Origin of the sequence: Pseudonocardia sp., assembly GCF_035305885.1 — a bacterium.
Classification (GTDB): Bacteria; Actinomycetota; Actinomycetes; order Mycobacteriales; family Pseudonocardiaceae; genus Pseudonocardia.
In genome coordinates this window covers 57,247-83,377 of sequence record NZ_DATGOP010000118.1, presented here as the reverse complement: position 1 = coordinate 83,377, position 26,131 = coordinate 57,247, and the positions used below count along the sequence as shown (strand labels likewise).

General features: G+C 74.4%; 23 protein-coding genes and 1 tRNA gene. 12 read left to right on the top strand and 12 right to left on the bottom strand.

Going from position 1 to position 26,131, the window contains the following annotated elements; genetic code table 11:
* Positions 1-183 precede the first annotated feature (183 nt).
* Both VKZ81_RS26790 and VKZ81_RS26785 read right to left on the bottom strand, forming a co-directional pair.
* On the bottom strand, positions 184-1,689 hold the full coding sequence (locus tag VKZ81_RS26790) for a potassium/proton antiporter (protein ID WP_324244466.1): 1,506 nt from the start codon (positions 1,687-1,689) through the stop codon (positions 184-186).
* A complete protein-coding gene (locus VKZ81_RS26785; RefSeq protein WP_324244569.1) occupies positions 1,689-2,975 on the bottom strand; it encodes an ArsB/NhaD family transporter in 1,287 nt (428 codons plus the stop codon). Before VKZ81_RS26785 ends, VKZ81_RS26790 begins: the two co-directional genes overlap by 1 nt.
* Before the next feature lie 751 nt (positions 2,976-3,726).
* Between VKZ81_RS26785 and VKZ81_RS26780 the strand changes: the two genes are divergently transcribed.
* Positions 3,727-4,749: a sensor histidine kinase gene (locus tag VKZ81_RS26780; RefSeq protein ID WP_324244465.1), complete on the top strand. Its 1,023-nt coding sequence runs from the start codon at positions 3,727-3,729 to the stop codon at positions 4,747-4,749.
* A 6-nt stretch (positions 4,750-4,755) separates the two neighbouring features.
* Positions 4,756-5,412, top strand: coding sequence for a response regulator transcription factor (locus VKZ81_RS26775; protein WP_324244464.1), 657 nt, complete (start codon positions 4,756-4,758; stop codon positions 5,410-5,412).
* Between the two features lie 12 nt (positions 5,413-5,424).
* On the opposite strand, the gene VKZ81_RS26770 is transcribed toward VKZ81_RS26775, so the two are convergent.
* Together VKZ81_RS26770 and VKZ81_RS26765 are read right to left on the bottom strand one after the other, a co-directional pair.
* Positions 5,425-6,447: a TIGR03617 family F420-dependent LLM class oxidoreductase gene (locus VKZ81_RS26770; RefSeq protein ID WP_324244463.1), complete on the bottom strand. Its 1,023-nt coding sequence runs from the start codon at positions 6,445-6,447 to the stop codon at positions 5,425-5,427.
* Positions 6,444-6,860, bottom strand: coding sequence for an STAS domain-containing protein (locus VKZ81_RS26765; protein WP_324244462.1), 417 nt, complete (start codon positions 6,858-6,860; stop codon positions 6,444-6,446). The genes VKZ81_RS26770 and VKZ81_RS26765 overlap by 4 nt, the downstream gene beginning before the upstream one ends.
* A gap of 411 nt (positions 6,861-7,271) precedes the next feature.
* Between VKZ81_RS26765 and VKZ81_RS26760 the strand changes: the two genes are divergently transcribed.
* A complete protein-coding gene (locus VKZ81_RS26760; RefSeq protein ID WP_324244461.1) occupies positions 7,272-7,448 on the top strand; it encodes a DUF397 domain-containing protein in 177 nt (58 codons plus the stop codon).
* Positions 7,449-8,624: a glycosyltransferase 87 family protein gene (locus VKZ81_RS26755; protein WP_324244460.1), complete on the top strand. Its 1,176-nt coding sequence runs from the start codon at positions 7,449-7,451 to the stop codon at positions 8,622-8,624. It begins immediately after the preceding gene.
* Between the two features lie 554 nt (positions 8,625-9,178).
* Here VKZ81_RS26755 and VKZ81_RS26750 read toward each other — a convergent pair.
* The 5 genes from VKZ81_RS26750 to ctaE form a co-directional block, all read right to left on the bottom strand.
* Entirely contained in the window at positions 9,179-9,736 is a 558-nt protein-coding gene (locus VKZ81_RS26750; RefSeq protein WP_324244459.1) for an epoxide hydrolase family protein, read from the bottom strand.
* 278 nt (positions 9,737-10,014) lie between these two features.
* Entirely contained in the window at positions 10,015-11,688 is a 1,674-nt protein-coding gene (gene qcrB, locus VKZ81_RS26745; protein WP_324244458.1) for a cytochrome bc1 complex cytochrome b subunit, read from the bottom strand.
* Positions 11,685-12,845 carry a cytochrome bc1 complex Rieske iron-sulfur subunit gene (gene qcrA, locus VKZ81_RS26740; RefSeq protein ID WP_324244457.1) on the bottom strand — a complete coding sequence of 387 codons (1,161 nt, stop codon included), beginning with the start codon at positions 12,843-12,845 and terminating at the stop codon, positions 11,685-11,687. Before qcrA ends, qcrB begins: the two co-directional genes overlap by 4 nt.
* Positions 12,842-13,684: a cytochrome bc1 complex diheme cytochrome c subunit gene (gene qcrC / locus VKZ81_RS26735; protein ID WP_324244456.1), complete on the bottom strand. Its 843-nt coding sequence runs from the start codon at positions 13,682-13,684 to the stop codon at positions 12,842-12,844. Before qcrC ends, qcrA begins: the two co-directional genes overlap by 4 nt.
* Before the next feature lie 32 nt (positions 13,685-13,716).
* Positions 13,717-14,340 carry an aa3-type cytochrome oxidase subunit III gene (ctaE, locus tag VKZ81_RS26730; RefSeq protein WP_324244455.1) on the bottom strand — a complete coding sequence of 208 codons (624 nt, stop codon included), beginning with the start codon at positions 14,338-14,340 and terminating at the stop codon, positions 13,717-13,719.
* 78 nt (positions 14,341-14,418) lie between these two features.
* On the opposite strand from ctaE, the gene VKZ81_RS26725 reads away from it, so the two are divergent.
* Together VKZ81_RS26725 and trpD are read left to right on the top strand one after the other, a co-directional pair.
* Positions 14,419-14,859, top strand: coding sequence for a hypothetical protein (locus tag VKZ81_RS26725; RefSeq protein WP_324244454.1), 441 nt, complete (start codon positions 14,419-14,421; stop codon positions 14,857-14,859).
* Positions 14,852-15,901, top strand: coding sequence for an anthranilate phosphoribosyltransferase (trpD, locus tag VKZ81_RS26720; protein WP_324244453.1), 1,050 nt, complete (start codon positions 14,852-14,854; stop codon positions 15,899-15,901). The genes VKZ81_RS26725 and trpD overlap by 8 nt, the downstream gene beginning before the upstream one ends.
* Before the next feature lie 9 nt (positions 15,902-15,910).
* Here trpD and VKZ81_RS26715 read toward each other — a convergent pair whose 3' ends face one another.
* The gene (locus tag VKZ81_RS26715) at positions 15,911-16,189 is read right to left on the bottom strand and encodes an Lrp/AsnC family transcriptional regulator (protein ID WP_324244452.1); all 279 of its coding nucleotides are present in this window, start codon (positions 16,187-16,189) and stop codon (positions 15,911-15,913) included.
* 86 nt (positions 16,190-16,275) lie between these two features.
* Between VKZ81_RS26715 and VKZ81_RS26710 the strand changes: the two genes are divergently transcribed.
* On the top strand, positions 16,276-18,753 hold the full coding sequence (locus tag VKZ81_RS26710) for an ATP-binding protein (protein WP_324244451.1): 2,478 nt from the start codon (positions 16,276-16,278) through the stop codon (positions 18,751-18,753).
* Between the two features lie 7 nt (positions 18,754-18,760).
* On the opposite strand, the gene VKZ81_RS26705 is transcribed toward VKZ81_RS26710, so the two are convergent.
* Positions 18,761-20,473: a DEDD exonuclease domain-containing protein gene (locus VKZ81_RS26705; protein ID WP_324244450.1), complete on the bottom strand. Its 1,713-nt coding sequence runs from the start codon at positions 20,471-20,473 to the stop codon at positions 18,761-18,763.
* 101 nt (positions 20,474-20,574) lie between these two features.
* On the opposite strand from VKZ81_RS26705, the gene VKZ81_RS26700 reads away from it, so the two are divergent.
* From VKZ81_RS26700 to VKZ81_RS26680, 5 genes are all read left to right on the top strand, one after another.
* Positions 20,575-21,918 (top strand): NYN domain-containing protein, encoded by a 1,344-nt coding sequence (locus tag VKZ81_RS26700; RefSeq protein ID WP_324244449.1) that lies wholly within the window; start codon positions 20,575-20,577, stop codon positions 21,916-21,918.
* Positions 21,919-22,017: 99 nt separating this feature from the next.
* Complete coding sequence (locus tag VKZ81_RS26695) at positions 22,018-22,308, top strand: hypothetical protein (protein ID WP_324244448.1); 291 nt, start codon at positions 22,018-22,020, stop codon at positions 22,306-22,308.
* 284 nt (positions 22,309-22,592) lie between these two features.
* On the top strand, positions 22,593-23,651 hold the full coding sequence (locus VKZ81_RS26690) for an NlpC/P60 family protein (protein ID WP_324244447.1): 1,059 nt from the start codon (positions 22,593-22,595) through the stop codon (positions 23,649-23,651).
* Between the two features lie 94 nt (positions 23,652-23,745).
* Entirely contained in the window at positions 23,746-24,894 is a 1,149-nt protein-coding gene (locus tag VKZ81_RS26685) for a glycosyltransferase family 4 protein (protein WP_324244446.1), read from the top strand.
* Positions 24,895-24,929: 35 nt separating this feature from the next.
* Positions 24,930-25,025: transfer RNA gene (locus tag VKZ81_RS26680), tRNA-Sec, on the top strand.
* Between the two features lie 22 nt (positions 25,026-25,047).
* Here the strand turns inward: VKZ81_RS26680 and selD are convergent.
* Positions 25,048-26,112 carry a selenide, water dikinase SelD gene (gene selD, locus VKZ81_RS26675; protein ID WP_324244445.1) on the bottom strand — a complete coding sequence of 355 codons (1,065 nt, stop codon included), beginning with the start codon at positions 26,110-26,112 and terminating at the stop codon, positions 25,048-25,050.
* Positions 26,113-26,131: the final 19 nt, after the last annotated feature.

The following is a 26,131-nucleotide window of genomic DNA, read 5'->3' as shown; positions in this document are numbered from 1 at the left end:
AGGCACAGCAGCCCTGCGGTCACGAGAGTTCGTGATCACCGCGACCGAGACCCCGGCGAGATCGAAGATCAACGCGAGGCCGAAGAGGGCGGCGGCGACTGCTGCGGGCATCGGGATTCCTTCCGCAGGGGGTCGCCCAGCTGGTTCCCGTTCCGCACCGCGCCCGACCCGCCGCCGCGGTGATCAGACGGGGTCCGGGTCGCCGTCCTCGCCGAACCAGTGCGCCAGGCGCCCCCTGCGACTCACCGCGCGCAGCCGTCGCTCGGTCGGCTCGCGGGTCCGGCTGGTGGTGACGATGAGCAGCTCGTCCCCGGTGAGGAGCCGGGTGTCGCGCTCCGGGACGATCGTCTCGCCGTTGCGGATGATCAGGCTGACGACCGTGGGCGGCGGGAGCCGCAGCTCGAACAGGGCGACGCCGTGCAGCCGGGACCCGGGCGGGATGGCCAGGGTGAGCAGCTCGGCGTCGAGCTGGTCCAGCGGCGCCGCCTCGACCTGCAGCTCGCGCGTGGCGTGGCGGGGGATGAGGCGCAGCGCGCGGCCGACGATCGGCAGGGACGGGCCCTGGATGAGGGTGAACACGACGACCCCGACGAAGACGATGTCCAGGATCTGGTCGCTGCCGGGGACGCCCGCGACGATCGGGAAGGTGGCGAGCACGATCGGCACCGCCCCGCGCAGCCCCGCCCAGGAGATGAACACCTGTTGGCGCCACGGCACCCGGAACGGGATCAGGCACAGCACGACCGAGACCGGGCGGGCCACCAGCAGCAGCACGACCCCGATCACGAGCGCCGGCAGGATGTTGGGCCCCAGCTCGCTGGGGGTGATCAGCAGGCCGAGCAGCACGAACAGCGCGATCTGGGCGAGCCAGCCGAGGCCTTCGGCGAAGGACTTGATGGCCATCCGGTGCGGCAGGCCCGCGTTGCCGAGCACGATGCCCGACAGGTACGCGGCGATGATGCCGGACGCCTGCGCCGCGCCGGCGGCGGCGAAGGCCAGGATGCCGATGCCGAACGTGGCCAGCGGGTACAGCCCGGACGACGGTAGCGCGATCCGGCGCAGGGCCGCGACCCCGAGCCTGCCCAGCCCGAGCCCGACGGTGGCGCCCACCACGAGCTGGTAGAGCAGGTTGAGCGTGACCCCGCCGATCCCGGCCTCCTGCAGGGGCGTGGTCGCGAACAGCGTCACCAGGATGACGGTGGGGGCGTCGTTGAACCCGGACTCGGCCTCCAGCAGACCCGCCATGCGCCGCGACACCGGGATGCCCCGCAGGACGGCGAACACCGCGGCAGCGTCGGTGGACGACACGATCGCGCCGATCAGGAGGGCCAGCTGCCAGTCCATGCCGAGCAGCAGGTGGGCGCCCGCGGCGGTCACCACCACGGAGATGCCCACGCCCGCCGTGGCGAGCACACCCGACGGGGCGAGCACCGAGCGCACGTCGGACCACCTGGTCGTGATCCCGCCCTCGACGAGGATGACGGCCAGCGCGGCCGCACCGAGGTTCTGCGCCAGCTGCGCGTCGTCGAACTCGATCCCGAGCCCGTCCTCGCCGATCGCGACGCCGAGCGCGAGGAACAGCAGCAGGCTGGGCAGCCCGAGCCGGGCCGCCGCACGGGCGGCGGCGATGCTGGCCAGCACCACCGCCCCGCCGGCGAGCAACACGACGTAGAGCTGCGAGAGGGTCATCAGACGAAAGCGAAGTAGCGCAACCACACATAGGCCCACGCGAGGACGAGGGTCATGATGGCGACGGACAGCCCGTACTTGGTGAACTCCCAGAACCCGATGGGCTGACGGTGGCGGGCCGCGATGCCGATGACCACGACGTTCGCGCCCGCCGCGACCGCGGTGGTGTTGCCGCCCAGGTCGGCGCCCAGCGCGAACGCCCACCACAGCGCCTGCCCCTGCGCGGGGTCGGGCGCCACCGCGACGAGGTTCTCCACGATCGGCGCCATCGCCGCGGTGTAGGGGATGTTGTCGACGAACGCGCCGAGCACCGCTGAACCGAAGATGAGGCTGGTCGCGGTCAGGAAGTACCGGTCCCCGACGGCGGCCGCGGCCGCTTCCCCGATCGCGCCGATGACGCCGACCTGGACCAGGCCGCCGACGAGCACGAACAGGCCCATGAAGAACACGAGGGTCGGCCACTCGACCTCCTCGAGGAACTCGGAGGCCTTCGTGCGGGAGACGAGCACGATGGCGCCGGCGCCCAACAGCGCCACGATCGAGGGTTCCAGGTGCAGCACGGTGTGCAGCACGAACCCGATGATCACCAGCCCCAGCACCACCAGGCAGCGCACGAGCAGCCGCCGGTCGGTGATGGCCTCGGTCGGCCGCAGGTCGGCGATCTGCGCGGCGTCCGGCACGGTGCGGAACGCGTCGCGGAACATGAACCGGCACACGACCAGGAATGCCGCCACCATCACGACCACGATCGGCGTGAGGTGGATCAGGAAGTCGTTGAACGACAGGCCCGCCCGGCTGGCGATGATGATGTTCGGCGGGTCGCCGATGAGGGTGGCCGTGCCGCCGATGTTCGACGCGAACACCTGCGCGATGAGGTAGGGGACGACCGGCAGCCCGAGCCGCGCGCACACGGCGAACGTCACCGGCGCCACCAGCAGGACCGTGGTCACGTTGTCGAGCACCGCCGACGCGACCGCAGTGATCACGACCAGGAGCGCCATCAGCCGGAACGGGCGTCCCCCCGAACGCTGCGCCGCCCAGATCGCGAGGTACTCGAAGAACCCCGTCTGCTTGAAGACGCTGACGATGATCATCATCCCCAGCAGCAGGAAGATGACGTTCCAGTCGACGCCGGTCTCGTCGGAGTAGAAGGCCGTCTCCGCGTCGACGATCCCGAACAGGACCATGGCCGCGACGCCGCCGAGGGCGGCGGCGACGCGGTCGACGCGTTCGGTGGCGATGAGCGCGTAGGCGACGACGAAGATGGCGACGGCGAGAACGGTCATCGGCATGGGGCCTCCGGGTCGGGGGAGCGGCGCAGCGCGGGGTCACACCACGTCCGGCGGGCGGCGTGCACTGCGCGCGACGAGAACCAGCGGAGCGGGGGCTCCGGGTGGCGGGCGGTCGAGCGGACGGCGACGTCAGCGCACGGGCGCCCCCGCAAGCGATGGCACCGCGGGCGGCCGGAGCGCCGTCGCGGCCGCCCTCCGGACCCCGCCCCGCCGGTCGTCACCGCGATCGCCCGTGGTCCTGCTCACGGGCCCCACGGGCCGGGTCGTCCGGCGGCGGGACCGCGGCGATCAGCGGGTCGACCTGCACCGCGGCCGGGCAGACCTTCCGCCGTGCCACTCGAGCACCGGTGGGATCCGCTGTCCGCACGGTGGGAGCGCGAAGGTGCTCTCCTCATGGTCCTGATCAACCCGCCTAGTTCGCCGCGACGCCGGCAACACCACCTGGTCGTGCCCATCCGCGCCGGTCACCGAGGAACCGGCGCAGGAGCCGAGGGGTGCCTACGTCGTCGGGAGGTTTCAGGACCGACCGTGACCGGGACAGCGGCGCACGGACGTGCCGCGGCGATCCGTCGATTCGCGCGCCGCGGCCGTTCCCCATGGGCTCAGGATGTCAATCGGCGGACCGGTCGACCATCGGGCCCAACACCCATATTCGTGATCGTGCGACGCGCGTCCCGCCGGTGTCGCCGAGAAGTGGGGTCCAGCCACCATGGACAGACCGCGACGGCGAGGTGACGCTTGCGGCATGCCCGCGATCGTCGATCGGCACCCCGCGCAGCCCCGAGGCGACAGCCGGGCGGGTGGAACACCGGCGACGGCGCTGTTCTGGCGGCTGTTCGGGTTGAACACGATGGTGTTCGTGGCCGGTGCGGGCGTGCTCGTGCTCACGCCCGCGACCGTCTCGGCGCAGACCGCGATCCGCGAGGTCGTCGTCCTGGCCACGCTGCTGGTGGCGATGCTGGTGGTGAACGCGATGCTGCTGCGGCGCAGCCTCCGGCCGCTGGACGGGCTGTCGGCCCTCATGGAGCGGGTCGACCTGCTGCGGCCCGGCGAGCGCCTCGCGGTCCGGGGAGCAGGCGACGTCTCGCACCTGGTCCGGACGTTCAACGAGATGCTGGACCGGCTCGAGGCCGAGCGCGGCGAGAGCAGCGCGCAGATGCTCGCCGCGCAGGAGGGCGAGCGGAAGCGGATCGCGCAGGAGCTGCACGACGAGATCGGCCAGAGCCTCACGGCGGTGCTGCTGAGCCTGAAGCGCACCGTGGACCGCGCGCCCGAGGACCTGCGCGACGAGCTGCGCAGCGTCCAGGAGCTGATCCGCGGCAGCCTCGACGAGGTGCGCCAGGTCGCCCGCAGGCTGCGCCCCGGGGTGCTCGACGACCTGGGCCTGCACAGCGCGATGAGCGCGCTCGCCACCGACTTCACCGAGGCCAGCAACGTGACGATCACCCGCCGCGTCGACCCGCACCTGCCCGAGCTGGGCAAGGACTCCGAGCTGGTGCTCTACCGGATCGCGCAGGAGAGCCTCACGAACATCGCCCGCCACGCGGGCGCCTCGCAGGTCGAGCTCTCCCTGACCCGCGAACCCGAGGGCGTGGTGCTGCGCATCATCGACGACGGGCGGGGCCTGGACGGGGCGGCCGAGGGGGCCGGGATCCGCGGCATGCGGGAGCGGGCCATCCTGATCGGTGCCCACCTCACCCTCGGTCCGGGCCCGACCGGCGGCACCGAGGTGCGCTTGACCATCCCGGACAGAACGCGGCGGGGGTAGGCGGAGTTGGAATCCGGCAAGACGCGCATCCTGCTGGCCGACGACCACGCCCTGGTGCGGCGCGGGCTGCGCCTGATCCTGGACGGCGAACCGGACCTCGAGGTGGTCGCGGAGGCGGGCGACGGCGCGGAGGCGCTCGAGCTGTCCGGCCGCGGCGACGTGGACCTGGCCATCCTCGACATCGCGATGCCCCGGATGACCGGCCTGCAGGCCGCGCGGGAGATGTCGCGCCGGGCCCCCGACGTGCGCATCCTGATGCTGTCGATGTACGACAACGAGCAGTACTTCTTCGAGGCGCTCAAGGCGGGCGCCTCCGGGTACGTGCTCAAGTCGGTGGCCGACCGGGACCTGGTCGAGGCCTGCCGGGCGGCGATGCGCGGCGAGCCGTTCCTGTACGCGGGCGCCGTCACCGCGCTCATCCGGGACTACCTGCAGCGCAAGCGGCAGAACGACCGGCTGCCCGACAGCATCCTCACCCCCCGCGAGGAGGAGATCGTCAAGCTGATCGCCGAGGGCCACTCGTCGAAGGAGATCGCCCAGACGCTGGTCATCAGCGTCAAGACCGTCGACCGGCACCGGGCCAACATCCTGCAGAAGCTCGGCATGCGCGACCGGCTCGACCTCACCCGCTTCGCCATCCGCGCGGGGTTGGTCGAGCCCTGACCGCCTGCCGGGTCACCCCCGCTGCAGGGCCTGCGTCGCGGGCGCGAACAGCGACGGCGCGGTCTCGTAGGGGGTGTAGAAGCTGAACCGGTCCACCAGGCCACCGAAGCGCTGCAGGATCGCCTCGCCCAGCCGATCGGGCTCGGCGACCACGGCGAAGGTGCCGAGCACCTCGTCGTCGACCAGCTCGCCCATCCGCCGCCAGCGGTCGTCGTCCGTGCTGCGCGACAGCCGGTTGAGCTCGACGCCCAGCTCGCCCCACCCGTGCAGGTCGAGCACCCGCCGGTAGGCCGGGGTGCTGCCGTAGAAGGCGATCTGCTCGCGCACGGCGCGCGCGGCCGCGGCCATCTCCTCCTCGGTCGTGCCGGTGACGACGAGGCCGGAGAACGCGATCGTGAAGTCGGCGCGGGTCCGCCCGCTCGCGGCGAGCCCCTCCTCGACCACGGGGAGGGTCTGCTCGCGCAGGTAGCGCTCGGTGGTGAAGGGGTGGGGCATCAGCCCGTCGCACACCTCGCCGGCCACGCGCGTCATCAGGTCGCCGACCGCGGCCAGGTACACCGCGGGCGGGCCGTACGGGTTGGGCCCGGGGGAGAAGAACGGCGTCATGAGCGTGTGCGAGTAGAACTCGCCGCGGAACGCCAGCCGTTCGCCGGCGTTCCACGCCGTCCAGATCGCGCGCAGGGCCTGCACGTACTCGCGCATGCGGCGCGCCGGGTGGCTCCACGGCATCGCGAACCGGCGCTCGATGTGCGGCTTGACCTGGCTGCCCAGCCCGAGCACGAACCGGCCCTCCGAGTGCAGCTGCAGGTCGTTGGCGAGGTAGGCCGTGGTCATCGGGTTGCGGGCGAAGGCGACGGCGATGGCCGTGCCCACCGCCACCCGCGAGGTGTGCTCGGCCACCGGCATGAGCGGCAGGAACGGGTCGTGCGGGCCCTCGTGGCTCCACAGGCCGTCGAAGCCGGCCGCCTCCTGCTCCTTCGCCTCGGCGGCCAGCTCGGCCAGCCCGGCGCCCTTCAGCAACGCGTCGACCTTCATCCGGTCAGTGGAGCACGAGCCGCGCCGCGGTCCTGCGCCGGTATGGCGAGCCGCTCGGTCACCGCACCGGCGGTGCACCCCGCGACCGCGGTCTCGAGGTCCTCGTGCACCAACCACTGCCGCTGCAGCCCGAGCAGCGACACCACGCGCCACGCCGCCCCAGGCCGGGGGCACACGACGTGCGCGACGCCGCCCCGCGCCTGGACCGCGCCCACGACCCGCTCGACGCAGTGCACGCCCGCGGCGGCGAAGAACTGCACGCCCGTGAGGTCGACCAGGATCGACGAGGAGCCGAGGGCGAGGGCGCGTTCGAGCGCCTCGGTGAGCGCGTCCCGGGTGCCGGTGTCGACGTCGCCGGCGACCCGGACGGCGACGTACCCGCCCGGGCAACCCTCGACCTCGGCCACGAACACCCGAATCGGACCCTTCTCGCTCGACCCCCGTCATGTGTGGGCACCCAGAGTGATCCGGTAAGCACCGCAGGTCAATACCGCTACGGTCGGAAGATCACCACGACCCGGTGGTCCAGGTGGCGGTGCTGCTCACCCTGCGTGGCGGCAGGCCCCTCGGGGTCGCCTCCGCGAACTTCAGGAAAGCCACATCCATGACGCTGGGCTTCAGGAAAGCCACATTCCTGACGTCGGCCGCGGGGGCCCACCTGCGGGTTGGGGCGGCATGTGCTGGATAGACTTCCGCGCGACCGGCTGCGCACCGCGCCGGCGCCCGGCGAGTCGCGGGTCCGATCCGTCGGGTCCTCGCCGCCACATCCGGAACCGGGAGTTCGACCGCACATGACATCGCGCGTGCCCGAGGGTGTCGTCTGGATGCGCAGCAGCACCAGCACCGGCGACGACGCCGTCGAGATCGCCCGGCTGCCCGACGGCGGGGCGGCGCTGCGCCGCGCGGGCGACCCGGACTGCGAGCCGCACGTCTACACGGCTGCCGAGTGGGAGGCGTTCGTGAAGGGCGTGGACGCGGGCGAGTTCGACCTGCCCGAGTAGGTGCGCCCGCTCCTCGGGGCCGCCGCGTCGGTGGTCGTCGCGCAGGGAGCCGTCCTCGCGCTGTGGCCCGACGCGCACACGCTGCTGATCGACCTGCAGGTCTACCGGGCGGGCGGCGAGCACGTCCTCGCGGGCGACCCGCTGTACACGGGCGGCGTGCTGCTGGACCTGCCGTTCGTCTACCCGCCGTTCGCCGCGGTGCTGTTCGCGCCGCTCGCGCTGCTGCCCTTGGGCGTGCTCAAGGCGCTGTGGACGACCGCCGGGGTCGCCCTGCTCGCCCTCGTCGTACACCGCTGCGCGCCCCGCGCGGGGTGGCCCGCGGTCGCGCTCGCCGCGGTGGCCGCGACCGCGCTCGACCCGGTGCGCACCACGCTCTACCTCGGGCAGATCAACATCGTGCTGCTGGCCCTCGTCGCCTGCGACCTGCTCGGCAGGCCGGAGGGCCGCCTGCGCGGCGTCGGGGTCGGCCTCGCGGCCGCCGTGAAGCTTACTCCGCTGCTGTTCGTGGTGTACCTGGCGGCCACGCGGCGGTGGCGGGCCGCGGGCACGGCGCTCGCGACGTTCGCCGCGGCGGCCGGGATCGGGTTCCTGTTCGCGCCGGCCGACTCGGTGGCGTTCTGGTGGGACGGCACGTTCCTCGCCGCCGACCGGATCTCCGACGTCGCCGGCCCCAGCAACCACTCGCTCAGCGGCCTGATGGCGCGGCTCGGCGCCGAGGGGCTGCCCTGGTTCGCGGCGGCCGCGGGGCTCGGGGTGGCGACGATCGTGGCCGCCGCGCGGGCGCACGGCGCCGGCGAGGAGGTCCTCGCCGTGGCGCTGTGCGGACTCGCCTCGGCCGCGCTGGCGCCGTTCGCGTGGTCGCACCACTACGTGTGGGTCGTCCCGCTCGCCGTGCACCTCGGCACCCGCGCCGTCGCGGGGGACCGGCGGGCCGCGGCGGGGCTCGCCGGGGTGCTCGTCGCGACCGTCGCGGTGGTGACCGCGCTGCCCGGCCCGCGGGTCGGCCCGATCCCCGCCACGGGGCTGGTCTCGGTGTGGCAGGACGCCTATCTGCTGCTGTTCCTGGTGGCGCTCGCCGCCACCGCCGGATGGCGGCGAGCGCCCTGCGCGGCGCCGCCGGCATGCCGAGCCCCCGCTACCGAAGCGGTCGGAACGCCGCCCGGAGCTCGTCGCTGAACAGCTCGGGCTCCTCCCACGCGGGGAAGTGCCCGCCCCTGTCGACCTCGTTGAAGTAGGCGAGGCCGGGGTGAACCGACTCCACCCAGCTGCGCGGCGCGGCCCGGAGCTCGCCGGGGGAGGTCGTGAACGCGACCGGCACCGCGACCGGGGAGGGGCGGCGCCCGCCGCCCGCGCCGCGGCGATGGCCTGCCCGAATTCCCAGTACCAGCGCGCGGCCGACGCCCCGGTGCCCGTCAGCCAGTACAGCGTGATGTCGTCGAGGACGTGGTCGCGGGTGAGGTTGCCCGCCGGCTCGCCGTCCACGAACGCCCGCGAGATCTTCCGGTAGCTGTCGGTGTCGTGGTCGAGCATCCACGCCGCGAGCCCGACGGGGGAGTCCAGCGGGGAGTAGCCGATGGTCTGCGGCCGGGTGGACTGCTCGAGGAAGTAGCCGAAGGCGTCCGTCAGGAACGCCTCGACGGCCTCGTGCGCCGCGCGCTCCTGCGCCGACGCCGCCGGCAGGTGCTCCTTGAGACCGAGCGCCGGGGTGAGCAGGTTGACGTGGATGCCGCTCAGCCCGTCGGGCGCCTGGCGGCCAGCTCCGCCCAGGCGCGGGCGATCCGGCCGGATTCCCGCCCGAGCTCGGTCGGTTCGCCGGAGAAGCCGTAGCCGGGCAGGGATGCCAGCACGAGGTGGAACGCGTCCGCCGGGGTGCCGCCGTGCGCGGTCGGGTCGGTCAGCGGGCCGACCGTCTCCAGCAGCTCGACCACGGAGCCGGGCCGGCCGTGGGTCATGATCAACGGCAACGCGTCCGGGTGCGGCGACCGGACGTGGACGAAGTGGATCTCGACGCCGTCGATCTCGGTCGTGTGCTGCGGCAGGGCGTTCGGTCGCTCCTCGCACGCGCGCCAGTCGTAGCCGTCGGCCCAGTAGCGGGCGAGCTCGCGCACCGTCGCCGGCTGGACGCCCTGCGCGCGGTCCGCGACCAGCTCCCGCGAGGGCAGCCGCGCCGCGCCGACCCGCCTGCGGAGCTCGCCGAGCTGCTCCTCCGGGACGTGGACCTCGAACGGGCGGATGCGGGGCGCCGTGGTGCCCGCGGGGGCTGAGGTGGGTTCGGTGGGCAGCGACATCGTGCGCCTCCTGACGACGTCCGGTTCGGTGCTGCGGTCGCTCGCGCTGCGGTGCGCCGGTCGCGTCGCGCTGGTGGGACCGGCGGCTGGTGGTCGCCGTCTCGGTGCGTGACCCGGCCGCGGTGCGGCCCCGGCCGGTCTCCGCTCGTACCGCCGCGCCGTCGTCCGGCACCGGACCCAACACCGGCCCACCACGCGGCCCAACCCGGACCGCGCCGCGGAAAGGCGAAGGCCCCGCCGGGTCGGCTTCCCGGCGGGGCCTTCGTTCGGTCTGGTCGCTACTGCTGGCCGAGCGCCTCGCGCTCCTCGGTGCGGGTGGCGACCTCGGCGGGCTGCTGCCCGTCGCGGGCCGCGGCCTCCCGCTCGGCCGCCTCCCGGCGGGCCCGCTCCAGCGCCTCGGTCTCCTCCGGCGGGTCCGGCGTGAGCAGCGAGCCGGGCACCGGTGCGCCGCCCAGGCCGAGCTGGTTCATCCGCTTGGGCACCGGGGCGCCCTGGTACTCGAGCGGGATGGCGTGCCCGTGCTCGTCGACGCCGCCCAGCGGCTGGTGGACCTCGATGAACTCACCGTGCGGCAGCCGCTTGATGATGCCGGTCTCGATGCCGTGCTCGAGGACCGCGCGGTCGGAGCGCTGCAGCCCGATGCAGATCCGGTAGGTCACCCAGTAGGCGATCGGCGGGACCACCAGGACCCCGATCCGGCCCGCCCACGTGGTGGCGTTGAGCGAGATGTCGAAGAAGTACGCGATCAGGTCGTTGCTGCCCGACAGGACCAGCACCGCGTAGAAGGAGATGCCCATGACGCCCAGCGAGGTGCGGACCGGCACGTCGCGCGGCCGCTGCAGCAGGTTGTGCAGGGCGTTGTCCTTCGTGAACTTCCGCTCGATCCAGGGGTACGCGCCGGCGAGCACGTACAGGATCGGCAGGAACGCGGGGCTCGCCCAGAACGCCGGCGGGATGTTGTAGTCCCCGAGGTAGATGTCCCACGGCGGGAAGATCCGCAGCATGCCCTCGGTGAACAGCACGTACCAGTCGGGCTGGGAGCCCGCGGAGACGTGGGCCGGGTTGTACGGGCCGAAGTTCCACATCGGGTTGATCTGCAGCAGCCCGCCCATGAGGCCGAGGACGCCGACCGTGACCGCGAAGAACGCGCCGCCCTTCGCCGCGAACTGCGGGAGGATCCGCACGCCGACGACGTTGCCCTCGGTCCGGCCGGGGCCGGGGAACTGGGTGTGCTTCTGGTACCAGACCAGCCCGACGTGCAGCGCGATCAGCGCGAGCAGGATGCCCGGGATGAGCAGCACGTGCACGATGTAGAGGCGCGGGATGATCTCCGTGCCGGGGAACTCCCCGCCGAAGATCGCCCAGTGGCTCCAGGTGCCGATCACCGGGACCGCCAGCATGAACCCGGAGGCGATCCGCAGCCCCGTGCCCGACAGCAGGTCGTCGGGGATCGAGTAGCCGGTGAACCCGGCGAAGAAGCCGAGGAACAGAAGCAGCACGCCGATCACCCAGTTGGCCTCCCGCGGCTTGCGGAAGGCGCCGGTGAAGAACGTGCGGAACATGTGCACGACCATCGCCGCCATGAACAGCAGCGCGGCCCAGTGGTGGACCTGCCGGACGAACAGGCCGCCCCTGACCTCGAAGGAGAGCTCGAGCGCGCTCTCGTAGGCGCGCGACATGTGGATGCCGCGCAGGTTCTCGAACGGGCCGTCGTAGACGACCTCCTCCATGGAGGGGTCGAAGAACAGCGCCAGGTACACGCCCGACAGCAGCAGGACGATGAAGCTGTAGAGCGCGACCTCACCGAGCATGAACGACCAGTGGGTCGGGAAGACCTTGTTGAACTGCTTCCGCAGCCCGGCGGCCGGGTGGTAGCGCTGGTCGAACTCGTCGAGGGCGCCGATCACCTTGGCGTTGGAGCCGGAGCCTGTCGGTGTGGTCAGGGCGCTCACGGGTTGTACCTCCGCTCCCAGAAGGCCGGACCGACGGGCTCGGCGAAGTCGCCGGTGGCCACGAGGTATCCCTCGTCGTTCACTGTAATCGGTAGCTGGGCCAGCGGCCTGGTCGCCGGACCGAACACCGGCCGCGCGTACTCGGTCGCCAGGAACTGCGACTGGTGGCACGGGCAGAGGATCCGGTTGGTCTGCGCCTCGTACAGCGAGGTCGGGCAACCCAGGTGGCTGCAGATCTTGGAGAAGGCGTAGAAGTCGCCGTAGTTGAAGTCCTCCTGCCCGCTGCGCTTCACGACGCGCTCACCGGGCCGCAGGCGGATCAGCATGACCGGGGCGTCGGAGGCCCGCAGGCTGCGGATCAGGGCCTCCTCGTTGCCGCGGTCGGACTCCCGGAACGGGAACACCGTCTCCATCGACCCGGGCGCCTGGTCCTCGGGCCGCACGAGCGAGATCTCGTGCGGGTCGCCGGTGTCGCGGCGCAGGTAGACCGTCTCGCCGTTGACCGGCTTCCACGGGGTGACCCACAGCGCCGCCTCGTCGCCGCCCTTCCACGGGTCGCGCACCAGCGGCGCGACGGCGGCGACGCCCAGCCCGAGGCCGAGCACGCCGGCGGCGCCGCCCGCGGCCCGCACGATCAGCTTGCGCCGTGCGATGTCGGTGTCCTTGGCGGCCTTGACCAGCTGCGCGGTGACGGTGAGCCGCGCGACGTCGTCGGACGCGCCGTCGTGGCGCTGCTGGACCGACACCTCGTCGGGGAAGAACTTCTTGATGTAGGAGATCACGCCGATGCCGATGGCGAGCACCGACAGGCCGAACGTGCCACCGACGACCGGGGTGTACAGCGAGTACACCAGGTACCCCGGCTCACCGGGCGGCACGTACTCGTACGGCCAGGCCACGAACGCGACGACGAACGCGAGGCCCGACAGCGCGGAGATCACGAACCACAGCGCGACGGACCGTTCGGCGCGCTTCTCGGCGCGGGTGCCCCGGATCGGCCACTTGGGCTGGTTGTGGACGACCTCGACGTCGTCGAGGTCGCCCGCGAGCCGCGCCCGCTGCTCGATGGTCATGTCCTCGACCTCGGCGGCCGTGGGCGCGGGCGGCTTGGGGTTCTCCGTTCCGAGCGCGGGTGGATGCTGGCTCGAGGTGGTCATGACTTGGCTCCCAGCCACATTGCGAACCCGACCATGGCGGCGATGCCGACGATGAAGGCGACCAGACCCTCCGACACGGGCCCGATCCCGCCGAGCGCCTGGCCGCCCGGGTTGTTGTTCCCGTTGGTCACCGACTTGATGTAGGCGATGATGTCCTCCTTCTCGTCCGGCGCGAGCTGCCGGTCGGAGAACTTCGGCATGTTCTGGGGGCCGGTGAGCATGGCCGTGTAGATGTCCAGCTCGGTGGCCGGGTCGAGGGTCGGCGCGAACTTGCCGGAGGACAGCGCCCCACCGCGTCCGGTGAAGTTGTGGCAGGACGCGCAGTTGAGGCGGAACAGCTCGCCGCCGCGCGCGGGGTTGTCGCCGCGCAGGGCGAGGCCCTCCGCGTTCGGCCGCGTCGGGCCGCCGCCGTTGGCCTGGATGAACGCCCCGAGCGCGTCGATGTTGCGCGCGCCCTCCTCGGTCTCCGGGTTGAACTGGGGCACCGGGGGCTTGCGCTTCGCCTGCGCCTCCTGGCGGGCCAGCGGCATGCGCCCGGTGGCGACCTGGAAGTACACGGCCGCGTCGCCGACGCCGATCAGGCTGGGCCCGCGGTCCTGCACGCCCTGCAGGTTCGAGCCGTGGCACGTCACGCAGGCGTTGTTGTAGAGCTCCTGGCCCTGGGCGATCAGCGCTGCGTCGCCCTCCTGGGCCGTGGCCACCTGCGGCTCCGGCGTGAAGGCGGTGTACAGGCCACCCGCGGTGAGCAGGCCGATCCCCAGCGCCAGCGCGCCTGCCACGCGGCGGCGGAACCGGCTGCGCGGCCCGCGGGGCTTCCTCGAAGGGGGTGTGGTGGTCATCGTCGGCGTCGTCCAGCCCTAACGGTCGGGTATCAGCGGATGAAGTAGATGACGGTGAACAGGCCGATCCACACCACGTCGACGAAGTGCCAGTAGTACGACACGACGATCGCAGCGGTGGCCTGCTGCGGCGTGAACTTGCTGAGCTTGGTGCGGATCAGCAGGTAGACGAACGCGATGAGCCCGCCCGTGACGTGCAGGCCGTGGAAGCCGGTGGTCAGGTAGAACACCGTGCCGTAGGCGCTCGACGCGAGCGTGGTGCCCTCGTGCACCAGCTGGACGTACTCGTAGCCCTGGCCGATCACGAAGGCCGTGCCCATGATGAGCGTGAGCAGGTACCAGCGGCGCAGTCCGAACACGTCCCCGCGCTCCGCCGCGAACACACCGAACTGGCAGGTGAACGACGACGCCACGAGGACGATCGTGACGACGAGCGCGTAGGGGACGTTCAGGTGCGTCGGCGGCGGCGGCCACGGCAGATCCGGCGGGTTCTGGGCGCGCGCCGTGAAGTAGATCGCGAACAGCCCGGCGAAGAACATCAGCTCGCTGGACAGCCAGACGATGGTCCCGACGCTGACCAGGTTGGGGCGGTTCAGCGAGTGGATGCGCGCGCTGATGGTGGGAGCCGCAGTCGTCACCGGGGCAGTATGACCCATCTTCTACAGGCTGTCGTCTTTACCCCCGGGGGCAGGCGGGGCGGGGCGGACGAGCACGTCGCACTACAGTTCCCCGATGTGAGCAGCCCCGTCGCGCACGAGACCCTGACCGTGCTGGTCTACAGCCATCGCCCCGAGACCCGGGAGGCCATCATCACGGCCGTCGGCAGGCGCCCGGCACCCGACCTCCCCCGCGTGCGCTTCCAGGAGGCGAGCGGGATCGCGGAGGTGATCCAGGCGGCCGACGACCGCGAGTTCGACCTCGCGATCCTCGACGGCGAGGCCCAGCCCACGGGCGGTATGGGCGTCTCCCGCCAGCTGAAGACCGAGATCGACGACTGCCCGCCGCTCATCGTCGCGGTGCGCAGGCGCGACGACCGCTGGCTGGCCACCTGGTCCCAGGCGGACGCGGTGCTCGTCCACCCGCTCGACCCGCTCACCGCCGCCGAGACGGTGGCCGAGGTGCTGCGGCGCGACGTGCTCCCCGCGCGCAGGCACGCGGGTACGGTCAGTGGCTGAGACGAGCCTCAGCTGGCCCAGCCTCATCGGCCGGCTGATCCGAGGCGACCACCTGAGCTCCACCGACACCGCCTGGGTGATGGACCGGGTGCTGTCGGCCGAGGCCACGCCCGCCCAGCTCGCCGGGTTCCTGGTCGCGCTGCGCGCGAAGGGGGAGACGGCGGCCGAGATCGCCGGGCTCGCCGAGGCGATGCTGCGCCACGCCCACCGCGTCACGGTCGACGGCCGGGCCGTCGACGTGGTCGGCACCGGCGGCGACCAGGCGCACACCGTCAACATCTCCACGATGAGCGCGGTCGTCGTCGCCGCGGCCGGCGCGCCGGTCGTCAAGCACGGCAACCGCGCCGCGTCGTCGTCCAGCGGCGCCGCGGACGTGCTCGAGGCGCTCGGCGTCGCGATCGACCTGCCACCGGACGGCGTCGCGGCGTGCGTGGCGGAGGCGGGCATCGGATTCTGCTTCGCGCCCGTGTTCCACCCGGCGATGCGGCACGCGGCCGCCCCGCGCCGCGAGCTGGGCGTGCCCACCGCGATGAACGTGCTCGGCCCGCTCACCAACCCGGCCCAGCCGCCCGCCGCGCTCGTCGGGTGCGCCGACCCGCGGCTCGCGCCGGTGATCGCCGAGGTGCTCGCGGAGCGCGGGGCGTCCGCGCTGGTGGTGCGCGGCGACGACGGCCTCGACGAGCTCACGACCACGACCACCAGCACCGTGTGGGTCGTGGCAGGCGGTCAGGTGCGGCAGGAGAGCATCGACCCCGCGGCCCTGGGCCTCGCGCCCGCCACCCGGGAGGCGCTGCGCGGTGGAAGCCCGGCCGACAACGCAGAGGTCTTCCGCGCGCTCGTCGGTGGCCGCCGCGGCCCCGTGCGGGACGCGGTGCTGCTGAACGCGGCGGGTGCGTTGGTCGCGTTCGACGGCCCGCCCGCGCCGGTGGCCGACGCGTTCCCGGCCGCACTCGAGCGCGCCGCCGCGGCGATCGACTCCGGGGCCGCCGAGCGGCTGCTCGCCCGCTGGGTCGAGGTCTCCTCGGCCCAGCGGCCCCGGTAGGGGGCGCCGTCAGTCGAGGCCGACGGAGAAGGTCGCCTCGGTGTCGGCCCGGGAGTACGAGCGGAACGCGATGTGGGTGTCGGTGCGCACCACGCCCTCGATCTTGCTGAGCCGTCCGGCGATGACGTCGGCGAGCTGCTCGTGCTCGGCGACCTTGACGATGGCGATCAGGTCGACGTCGCCTGCGCAGGAGTAGACCTCGGACACGCCGTCGAGGTCGGCGATGGCCTGCGCCGTCTCGGGAATGCGGTCGGCGGCGGTGTGCACCAGGACGATCGCGGTGATCACGACGGCTCCCTCGGGTCTCGGACTGAACGCGACACTAGTCGTTGCCGCCGGAGCCGTAGCCTGACACCCCGAGGGACGGGGATCACGTGGCCATCGGCGGGAGCCTGCGGGCGTGGCGGGAACGCGCGCTGCTGACCCAGGAGCAGCTCGCGGAGCGGTCCGGCATGAGCGTCCGGTCGATCCGGCGGCTGGAGTCGGGCGCGGCGGCTCGACCCCGCAGCTCGTCGGTGGAGCTGCTCGCGGCCGCGCTGGGGCTCTCCGCGGCCGAACGGGCGCTCCTGACCGGCGCGGCGCCGCCGCCCGCCCCGGGGGTGGTGCCGCGCCAGCTGCCCGCTCCGCCGCCCGGGCTCACCGGCCGCGCGGCCGAGCTGGCCGACCTCGGGCAGGTCGCCGACCCCGCATCGGTGGTGGTCACGTCGATCGACGGGATGGCGGGCGTCGGCAAGACGGCGCTCGCGGTGCACGTCGCGCACCGGCTCGCCCACCGCTACCCGGACGGGCAGCTGTTCTGCGACCTGCACGGGCACACCGAGGGCGTGGCGCCGGTCGACCCCGCCGACGCGCTCGACCGCGTGCTGCGGGCGCTCGGGGTGCCCGGCGAGCACATCCCGGACGACCCGGACGACCGCGCCGCGCTCTACCGCAGCCGGGTCGCCGGGCGCAGGGTGCTGGTCCTGCTGGACAACGCGGCGAGCGAGGCGCAGGTGGCGCCGCTGCTGCCGGGCACCCCGGGCTGCCTGGTGCTGGTGACCAGCAGGCGGCGCCTCGTCGGCCTCGACCAGACCCGCGCGGTGTCGCTCGACGTGCTTCCGTTGCGGGACGCGATCACCCTGTTCACCGCCGCTGCGGGCGAGGGCCGCACGACCGGCGCGCCGGACGCGGTGCTGGCCGAGGTCGCCGAGGCGTGCGGGCGGCTCCCGCTCGCGCTGCGGATCGCCGCGGCGAGGCTGCGCTCCCGACCCGCCTGGTCGGTGGCCGACCTCGTGGGCAGGTTGCGCGACCACGGGCAGCGCCTGGCCGAGCTGGAGGCGGGCTCGCGCAGCGTCGCGGCCGCGCTGGAGGCCTCCTACCGGGACCTGCCCCCGCCGCTGCAGCGGGCCTACCGGCTGCTGTCGCTGCACCCCGGGGCCGACCTGGACCGCTACGCCGCGGCCGTCCTCCTCGACTCCTCCCCCGGCGCCGCCGACCGGCTGCTCGAGCACCTCATCGACGCCCACCTGCTGCCGGAGCCCTCGCCGGGCCGGTTCGCCTTCCACGACCTGGTCCGGGCGCACGCGCGGGCGGCGTCGGCGCGGGCGGACGCAGAGGCGGAGCGCCGGGCGGCGCGCACGCGGCTCTGCGACCTCTACCGGCACGCGGCCGCGGTGGCCATGGACGTCGCCTACCCGCACGAGCGCAGCCGCCGCCCGGACGTCCCCCCGGCCGGCGTGCCCGCCCCCGGGTTCGCCGATGCGGCGGGCGCGAGCGCCTGGCTCGAGCGCGAGCTGCCCAACCTCGTCGCCGCCGCGCGCCACGCCGCCGGGCACGACCTGCCGCGGCACGCCGCGCACCTCGCCGCCACGCTGCACCGCCACCTGTACGAGCAGGGGCGCAGCGCGGAGGCGCTCGCGGTCCACCGGTACGCGCTGGACGCCGCGCGGGCCGCGGGCGACGCCGCCGGCGAGGCCGACGCGCTGGTCCTGCTCGGCAAGGTGCACTGGTGGTTCCACAACCGGCTGCGGCGGGCGGCCGAGCTGTTCGAGCACGCCGCGGACGTCGCCGGCGTCGCGGGCCACCGCCTCGGGCAGGTGCAGGCGCTGACCGCCCTCGGCGCGGTGTGCAGCCTGCGAGGTGCGCACGAGCGCGCGCCGCGGCACTTCGCGGCCGCGCGCGCCGTCGTCCGCGAGGTGCGCGACCCCGGCGCGGAGTTCGACGTGCGCTACTTCCACGCCTGGCACCGCCTGCGCTGCGGGGAGCCCGCGCACCGGGGGTTCGAGCGGTGCCTCGCCGAATCGCGCGCCCGCGGCGACCGCAACGGCGAGTGGCTGGCCCTGCACGGCCTCGGCTACGCCCACCTCGCCGGCGAGCGGGGCGGGCCCGCGCTGCGGTGCTTCGAAAGGGCGCTGCGCACCTGCCGGGCCGTCGGCGACCGGCGCGGCACGCTCGGCTGCCTGATCGGGATCGCGTCCGTCCACCGCGCGGAGGGGCGCGGTGCGCAGGCGGCCTCCCGGTACCAGGAGGCCGTCGAGCTGGCCAGGCTGATCGGCAACCCGAACGCCGAGTGCGAGGCCGTGCACGGGTTCGGCAGGCTCGCCTGCGCGACCGGGCGGCCCGAGCAGGCGGTGGCCCTGTTCGGCAGGGCGCTCGACCTCGCGACCCGGCTCGGCCGCCCGGTGGCCGAGGTCCGCGCCCACGACGGCCTCGCGCACGCCCACCGGCTGCTCCAGCAGCCCGACCGGGCGCGGCAGCACCTGCGGCGCGCCCTGGACATCCTGACCGACCTCGGCCTCGAGGGGCTCGGCACGGACCTGAGCTACGGCGAGCGGATCACCGCCTCCGCCATCCGCCGCCACCTCGCCCGGTAGGGCCGGGTCAGCGGTCGACCTCGAGCGGCCGGGCCCGCTCGGCCCACGACTGCCAGCGGCCGGCACCGCGGGCGGGCTCGGTCCACGCCGGCTCGCTCACGACGAGGCGGGTGCCGCCGGTGGTGAGCCACCGGTGCAGCAGCCGCACCTCCTCGACGGGCGCCCCGCGCAGCGGGCCGGGCCCGGGCAGCACCGTCTGAGCGCCGAGCCGCAGCGCCTCGATCACCGGCATCGGCGCCACCCCGCGCCGCGCGACGCCCGCCGCGGCGAGCCGCCCGTAGCGCACCACGGCGATCTCCCAGCCGCGGTTGCCGTCCGGTCGGGCGCCGACCACCTCGGGCAGCGCGGCGAGCGCGGCGAGCCGCTGCACCCGCTCGAGCCCGACGACCAGCGCCGCCAGCTGGTCGCGCCTGCGCGCGGCCGTCTCGAACCGCTCCTTCGCCGCGAGCTCGTCGATCGCGGCGGCGGCTCCGCGCAGGGGTGCGTCGTCGCGGCCGTCGACGAGGTCGGCGAGCGCGCGGACGGCGGGCGCGTACTCCTCGGGCGTCTGCAGGCCCGCGCACGGCGCCTTGCAGCGGCCCAGCTCGTGCAGCGCGCACGGGCTCGCCGAGGCCCCCTTCGCCGGGATCCGCTGCGTGCACGGCCGCAGCGGCACCACGTCGAGCACCGTGTCGACGGCCGCGGCGGCCGCCCGCCGGGACGGGAACGGCCCGAGCGCGCCGTCGCGGGGCGTGGTGACGATCGACAGCCGCGGGAACGCCTCGGCGGTGGGCACGACCCACCACGTGTGGTTCGGTCGGGTGGAGCGGCGGTTGTAGCGGGGGCGGTGCGCCGCGATCAGCCGCAGCTCCCGCACCGACGCCTCCAGGGCGTGGGCGCAGACGACGGTGTCGACGCGCTCGGTGAGCGCCACCATGTCGCGCACGCGCCTGCGTCGCTCGCCGGCGGTGAAGTAGCTGCGGACCCGGCGCCTGAGGTCGCCGCTGGTGCCGACGTAGAGCACCTCGTCGTTGGGGCCGCGGAACAGGTACACCCCGGGGGCGGACGGCACACCCTCGGCGAGCACCCGCTTGCGCCGCTGCTGCTCGGTGGGCCGGTGGGCCGCTGCGTCCTTCGCGAGCGCGAGCAGCTCCTCGAGGCTCTGCACCCCGAGGTTGCCGACGCGCTCCAGCAACCGGTGCAGGACCTCGACGGTGGCGCGGGCGTCGGCGAGCGCCCGGTGGGTGGGGCGGGTGGTCGTGCCGAACAGCTCGGCGAGCGCGCCCAGGCGCACGCTCGGGGCCTCGTCGTGGGGGAGCACCGCCCGGGCGAGCCGCGCCGTGCACAGCACCGGAGGGCGGGGCCACACGTGTCCGTGCCGCTCGCACGCCGCCCGCAGGAAGCCGGCGTCGAACGGGGCGTTGTGGGCGACCAGCACCGAGCCGCGCAGGAACTCCAGCAGCGGCGGCAGCACCTGCCCCAACCGGGGCGCGCCGGTGATCATCGCGGTGGTGATCCCGGTGAGCGCCACGATCCCGGGCGGGATCCCCGTACCCGGGTCGACCAGCGTGGCGAGCTCGCCGAGCTGCTCGCCGCCCCGCACCTTCACCGCGCCGATCTCGGTGATCGCGTCGCTGCCCGCGGAGCCACCGGTGGTCTCCAGGTCCAGCACGACGAAGGTGACCTCGCGCAGCGGGGTGCCGAGCTCGTCGAACGTCAGCTGAGGGGAGCGGACGGGCACGGGCGCGGACGCTAGCGAGGGGCCCCGACAACTCCCGCCCGGCACGGGTTGTGACCGCGGCGTCACCGGTGAACCGGCGCCACGGCGGATAACCTGTAGTGATGTCCAGGCCCGATGCCCACCACGGCCCGCCCGAGCGGGGCGCGGCCGGGTCGTCGCCTGGGCAGGTCGACTGGACCCGGCTGCCGGACCCGCTGCGTTCCCGGCTGGCCGAGATCGCGGCCACCGCGCTCGGGTCGATGCCGGCCGCCGACATCCCGGTGCCGCTGCGGAGGTTCGCGCGGTTCACCCCGGCCAAGCGGGCCAAGCTCGGCGCGAGCGCGATCACGGCGGAGCTGGCCGCGTCCGCGGCGTTCCGCACGGCGGTCGTCGCGTGGTGGGAGGACCAGCGTCCCGGCGAGCTCACCACCGCGGCCGACGACCCGCTGACGGCCGCCGCCGCGGCCCTGCTGAACGACGACCCCGAGGCCGCCGAGGCGGTGGCGGCCGCCGCCCGCCGCAGCGAGGCGGCGGAGCTGCGCGCGGAACGCGACGCGGCCCTCTCGCGGGTCGAGAAGCTCACCGCAGAGCTCGAGCGGCTGCGCGGGGAGCTCACCGAGGCCCGCGCCCAGGCCCGCACCGCAGGCCAGCAGCGCGACCACGAGTACCAGCAGCTGCGCCGCCGCGTCTCCGAGCAGGGAGCGAAGCTGCGCGCCGCGCGCGACGCCCAGGCGGCCGCGGAGCGGGCGGTCGAGGAGCTGCGCCGCGCCGCCGAGCGCGACCTCGCCGCGGCCATCGCGGAGCGGGACCGCGAGCGGGAGCGCGCGGAGGCCGAGCGCAGGCGCGCCGAACGGGCCGTGGCCGAGGTGGCCGCCGCCCGGCAGGCGGCGCGGGAGGCGCGCAAGGCCGACGAGGTGCGGCTGTCGCTGCTCATCGAGACCCTCGGCGGCGCGCTCACCGGGCTGCGGCGCGAGCTCGCGCTCGGCGGGGGAGGGCCCCGCCCCGGCGACCTGGTCGCGGGGGCTCGGGCGGTGCGCGGTGGCACCGCCGTCGGCACCGGAGCCGAGCTGGACGCCCTGCTCGCCGTCCCGGCGCTGCACCTCGTGGTCGACGGCTACAACGTGAGCAAGACCGGCTACCCCGAGCTCCCGCTCGCCGACCAGCGGTCCCGGCTCGTCGGCCAGCTCGGCGCGCTCGCCGCGCGCACGGGGGTGGAGATCACCGTGGTGTTCGACGGCGCCGGGGTGATCACCGCCCCGCCGCGCGGCTCGCGGGGCGTGCGGGTGCTGTTCAGCGACCCGGGCGTGCTGGCCGACGACGTCATCCGCGACCTGGTGGCCGCCGAGCCGCAGGGCAGGCCGGTCCTGGTCGCCACCGCCGACCGCGCGGTGGCCGACTCGGTCCGCCGCTACGGCGCGCACACCGTGTCGTCCGAGCTGCTGCTCACCCGATTGGTGCGCGGTTAGGCCGCGGAGCCCGCTTCCGCCGGGAACTGTCGGGGGTCGTCCCTAACGTCGCGCGCACCGGACGGCGACAGGCCCGTCCGAACCGTCGAGGGAGCAGGGATGATCATCGACTGTGACGGCTGCGCGGTGCGCGGCGTGGCCTGTGGCGACTGCGTGATCGGCGTGCTGCTGGGGTCCCCGGCGCCCGCCGAAGCGGCCGAACGCGGCCCGGACGGGGCGACGGAGGTGCCGTCCGGCGCGCCGATCGTGCAACTCGACGCACCGGAGCGGCGAGCGCTCGCCGTGCTCGCCGATCAAGGTCTGGTGCCGAAATTGCGGTTGGTGGCCGCTCCGTCGCGCCGAGCGCGGCGCAATCCCGGCAACGGGGGAGCGGTCCGTGACGCAGGGTGACGACAAGCCCGCACAGGGCACATTTCCACTGCGCTCCGTGCATGTGAGTGACCTCACGGGACGCGCCGCACGAGGGGGACCCCGGGTTGGACGGCTCGCGCGGAGATCCGTAATCTCCGCGAGACCTTGCGGCGCGTCAGCCGTTCGACCGCGAATGGCAACGCGAGGTCACCGCACGATGGTCCGATCGGCGCTCCCCCATACCCCGATCGAGTCATCGGCGGGGAGGCGAGAGGAGTTCCGTCCGCGTGGAGTCGCGTCGACGTACCTTCTCGGGCCTTCGGATGCCCGTGTCCCCGGTCGTGCGTCGCCCCCGTCACCGCGTCCGGTCGGCGTCCGCGGCCGCGTCGATCGTCCTGATCGTGATCACCTCGCTGTTGGTCGGCGCGTCCCCCGCCGCGGCGCAGCAGGACCCGCCTGACAACGCCGAGGACGCCGCGAAGCGGCTCGAGGAGGTCAACCGGGAGGCCGAGGCCCTCACCGAGGAGTGGCACGCCGCGAAGGACACCCTCGCGGCGCGCCAGGAGGAGCTGGAGACCCTCCAGGCCGCGGTCGAGCCGGCCAGGGTCGCGCTCGAAGAGGCGATCCTCGACGAGGAGCAGTTCCGGCAGGAGATCGACGGCGTGGCGCTGTCGACGTTCGAGAGCGGCAACCTCGACCAGCTCAGCGCGCTGCTGGCGAGCCGGTCGCCGCAGGAGTTCCTCGACCAGATGTCGGCCCTCGAGGCGCTCGCCACCGAGTACCGCGACAAGCTCGACCAGCTGCTCGCGAAGGTCGACGAGACCGCGCAGCGGCGGATCGAGGTCGACGCCGCCGTGGCGCGCGCCCAGGCCGCCGCCGACGAGGCCGCGAAGGCCGAGCAGGAGGTCGAGGCCCGCAAGCGCGACGCCGAGAGGCGGATCGACGAGGCGCAGCGCCTGCTCGACCGGCTCACCCCGCAGCAGCGGCGGGCGCGCAACGGCCCCACCCTGACCGGGCCCACCAACCTCTCGGGCAGCGGCATCGGGGTGCAGGCGGCCAAGGCCGCCATGAAGATGCTCGGCAAGCCCTACCGCTACGGCGCGGAGGGCCCGAACGCCTTCGACTGCTCGGGGCTCACCTCGTGGGCGTTCCAGCAGGTCGGCGTCACCCTGCCGCGGTCGAGCCGGGAGCAGGCGCGGGTGGGCACCCCGGTCTCCCGCGACCAGCTGCAGCCCGGTGACCTCGTGTTCTTCTACCAGCCGGTGAGCCACGTCGGCATCTACGTCGGCAACAACATGATGATCAACGCACCGCAGACGGGCGATGTCGTGAAGTACTCCGACATCTCCAGCCGGCCGATCACCGGCGCCCGCAGGCTGTAGCCGGGCGACCTCGTCCGCTCCCCGGAACGGGCGGCGGCCGGCCGGGTGACCGGCCGCCGCCCGATCGCACCACCGGCGGCGATAACGTCGGCCGGTGGCGCGCACGCTGCTGGTGACCAACGACTTCCCGCCGCGCACCGGCGGCATCCAGACCTACCTGCAGGGATTCGCCGAGCGGCTGCCACCGGGGGAGCTCGTCGTCTACGCGCCCGCGTGGCCGGGCGCGGCGGAGCACGACGCGGCCCTGCCGTTCCCGGTGCACCGCCACCCGACGTCGCTCATGCTCCCGGTCCCCGCGGTGGCCGCCCGCGCCGTCGCGCTGGCCCGCGAGCACGGCGCCACCACCGTCTGGTTCGGCGCCGCCGCGCCGCTCGCGCTGCTCGGGCCGCACCTGCGCAGGCGGGCGGGCGTCGAGCGGGTGGTCGCGAGCACCCACGGCCACGAGGTCGGCTGGTCGATGGTCCCGGGCGGGCGGCAGGCCCTGCGCCGCATCGGCACCGACTGCGACGTGCTCACCACGATCTCCCGCTACACCCGCGGGCGGATCGCCGCGGCGTTCGGGCCGCTCGCGGCGCTGGAGGTCCTGCCGTCGGGGATCGACACCGGGCGCTTCCGCCCCGACCCGGGTGCCCGCGCCGAGTTGCGCAGGCGCTACCGCATCGGCGACGCCCCGCTCGTCGTGTGCGTGTCCCGGCTGGTGGCGCGCAAGGGGCAGGACGCGCTCATCCGGGCCCTCCCGCTGGTACGGGAGCGGGTGCCGGGGGCGCGGCTGCTCGTCGTCGGCGACGGCCCGGCGGCCGGGAGGTTGCGCAGGCTCGCCCGGACCGCGGGCATGGACCCCCACGTCGTGTTCACCGGGGCGGTGCCAGCGGCCGAGGTCCCCGCGCACCACGCGGTGGGTGACGTGTTCGCCCTGCCGTGCCGCACCCGCGGCGGCGGGCTCGACGTGGAGGGGCTCGGCATCGCGCTGCTCGAGGCCGCAGCGTGCGGGCTCCCGGTCGTCGCGGGCCGCTCCGGCGGGGCGCCGGAGACGGTCCAGGACGGCCGCACCGGCCACGTCGTCGACGGGCGGGACGTCGCGGCCGTCGCCTCCGCGGTGGCCGACCTGCTCGCCGACCCGGACCGGGCGCGGGTGATGGGCGCCGCAGGCCGGGCCTGGATGCAGCGGGAGTGGACGTGGGAGGCGCGGGTGGCGCGGCTGCGCGCCCTGCTCGCCGGCCGCCCGGTGGTCAACGAGCGCTGACGCCGGTGGCTATGCTCGCCGGGCGGAGGGACGAGGGAGGCGTCTGGGTGCCTGGTGGCCCCCGCGGTCTTCAAAACCGACGTGGCCGAGCAACTCGGTCAGGCGGGTTCGATTCCCGTCCGCCTCCGCCATCCCGCCCGTCCCGCGCGCCGGTCAGGGCAGCACCGTGATGCGCCCCCGGCCCGGGACGGCACGGCCGATCACCGCGGCGGCGTGCCCCTGCCCGCGCAGCCGGTCCACGGCCGCGGCCGCCTCGTGCGGCGCGGCGCCGAACAGCAGCCCGCCGGAGGTCTGGGCGTCGGCGAGCAGCACGACGTCGGTCTCCCCGACCCCGGCCGCGGCGTCGAGCACCTCGTCCACCCACTCCCGGTTGCGCCGGGTGCCGCCGGGCACGACCCCGGCGTCGGCCTGAGCCCGCACTTCGGGCAACAGCGGGACGGAAGCCACCTCGACCACCGCGTCCACCCCGGAGGCCGCGGCCATCTTCCGCAGGTGGCCGAGCAGCCCGAAGCCGGTGACGTCGGTGCAGCCCATCGCGCCCGCGGCGAGCGCCGAGGCGGCCGCGTCGGCGTTCGGGGTGCACATCGCGGCGACCGCGGCGTCGACCAGCGCCTCGCTCGCGGTGCCTGCCTTCACCGCCGTGGTGGCGATCCCCACGCCGAGGGGCTTGGTGAGCACGAGCGCGTCGCCGGGCCGCAGGCCCGCGTTGGTGAGGATCCGGTCCGGGTGCACCTCCCCGACGACGGCGAGCCCGTACTTCGGCTCCGGGTCGTCGATCGAGTGGCCGCCGACCACGGCGAACCCGCACTCGCGCCCGACGTCCGCCCCGCCGGCGAGCACCTCGCCGAGCATCTCCGCGGGCAGCACCTCGGCGGGCCAGGCCACGACGTTCAACGCGAACAGGGGGCGCCCGCCCATCGCGTAGACGTCGGACACGGCGTTGGTGGCGGCGATGCGCCCCCACGTGCGCGGGTCGTCGACGACCGGGGTGAAGAAGTCGGTGGTGGCGACGAGCGCGCGGTCGGCGTCGAGCCGCCACACGGCGGCGTCGTCGCCGGTCTCGGTGCCGACGAGCAGGTCGGGGTGGGCGGCCGGGGTGACCGTCGCGAGGATCTCCGCCAGGCGTCCCGGTCCGATCTTGCAGCCGCAGCCGGCGCCGTGGCTGAACGTCGTGAGCCGGTGGGGGTCGGTCGCGGGGTCCGCCGTTGCATCCGCCACAGCCGGATCCTACGGGCGG

Excerpts from the sequence above, each read along its gene's own strand:
- VKZ81_RS26790 (WP_324244466.1), bottom strand. The coding sequence starts at position 1,689 with ATGACCCTCTCGCAGCTCTACGTCGTGTTGCTCGCCGGCGGGGCGGTG.
- VKZ81_RS26785 (WP_324244569.1), bottom strand. The coding sequence starts at position 2,975 with ATGACCGTTCTCGCCGTCGCCATCTTCGTCGTCGCCTACGCGCTCATC.
- VKZ81_RS26780 (WP_324244465.1), top strand. The coding sequence starts at position 3,727 with ATGCCCGCGATCGTCGATCGGCACCCCGCGCAGCCCCGAGGCGACAGC.
- VKZ81_RS26770 (WP_324244463.1), bottom strand. The coding sequence starts at position 6,447 with ATGAAGGTCGACGCGTTGCTGAAGGGCGCCGGGCTGGCCGAGCTGGCC.
- VKZ81_RS26760 (WP_324244461.1), top strand. The coding sequence starts at position 7,272 with ATGCGCAGCAGCACCAGCACCGGCGACGACGCCGTCGAGATCGCCCGG.
- VKZ81_RS26750 (WP_324244459.1), bottom strand. The coding sequence starts at position 9,736 with ATGTCGCTGCCCACCGAACCCACCTCAGCCCCCGCGGGCACCACGGCG.
- qcrA (WP_324244457.1), bottom strand. The coding sequence starts at position 12,845 with ATGACCACCTCGAGCCAGCATCCACCCGCGCTCGGAACGGAGAACCCC.
- qcrC (WP_324244456.1), bottom strand. The coding sequence starts at position 13,684 with ATGACCACCACACCCCCTTCGAGGAAGCCCCGCGGGCCGCGCAGCCGG.
- ctaE (WP_324244455.1), bottom strand. The coding sequence starts at position 14,340 with ATGGGTCATACTGCCCCGGTGACGACTGCGGCTCCCACCATCAGCGCG.
- VKZ81_RS26700 (WP_324244449.1), top strand. The coding sequence starts at position 20,575 with ATGTCCAGGCCCGATGCCCACCACGGCCCGCCCGAGCGGGGCGCGGCC.
- VKZ81_RS26695 (WP_324244448.1), top strand. The coding sequence starts at position 22,018 with ATGATCATCGACTGTGACGGCTGCGCGGTGCGCGGCGTGGCCTGTGGC.
- VKZ81_RS26690 (WP_324244447.1), top strand. The coding sequence starts at position 22,593 with ATGCCCGTGTCCCCGGTCGTGCGTCGCCCCCGTCACCGCGTCCGGTCG.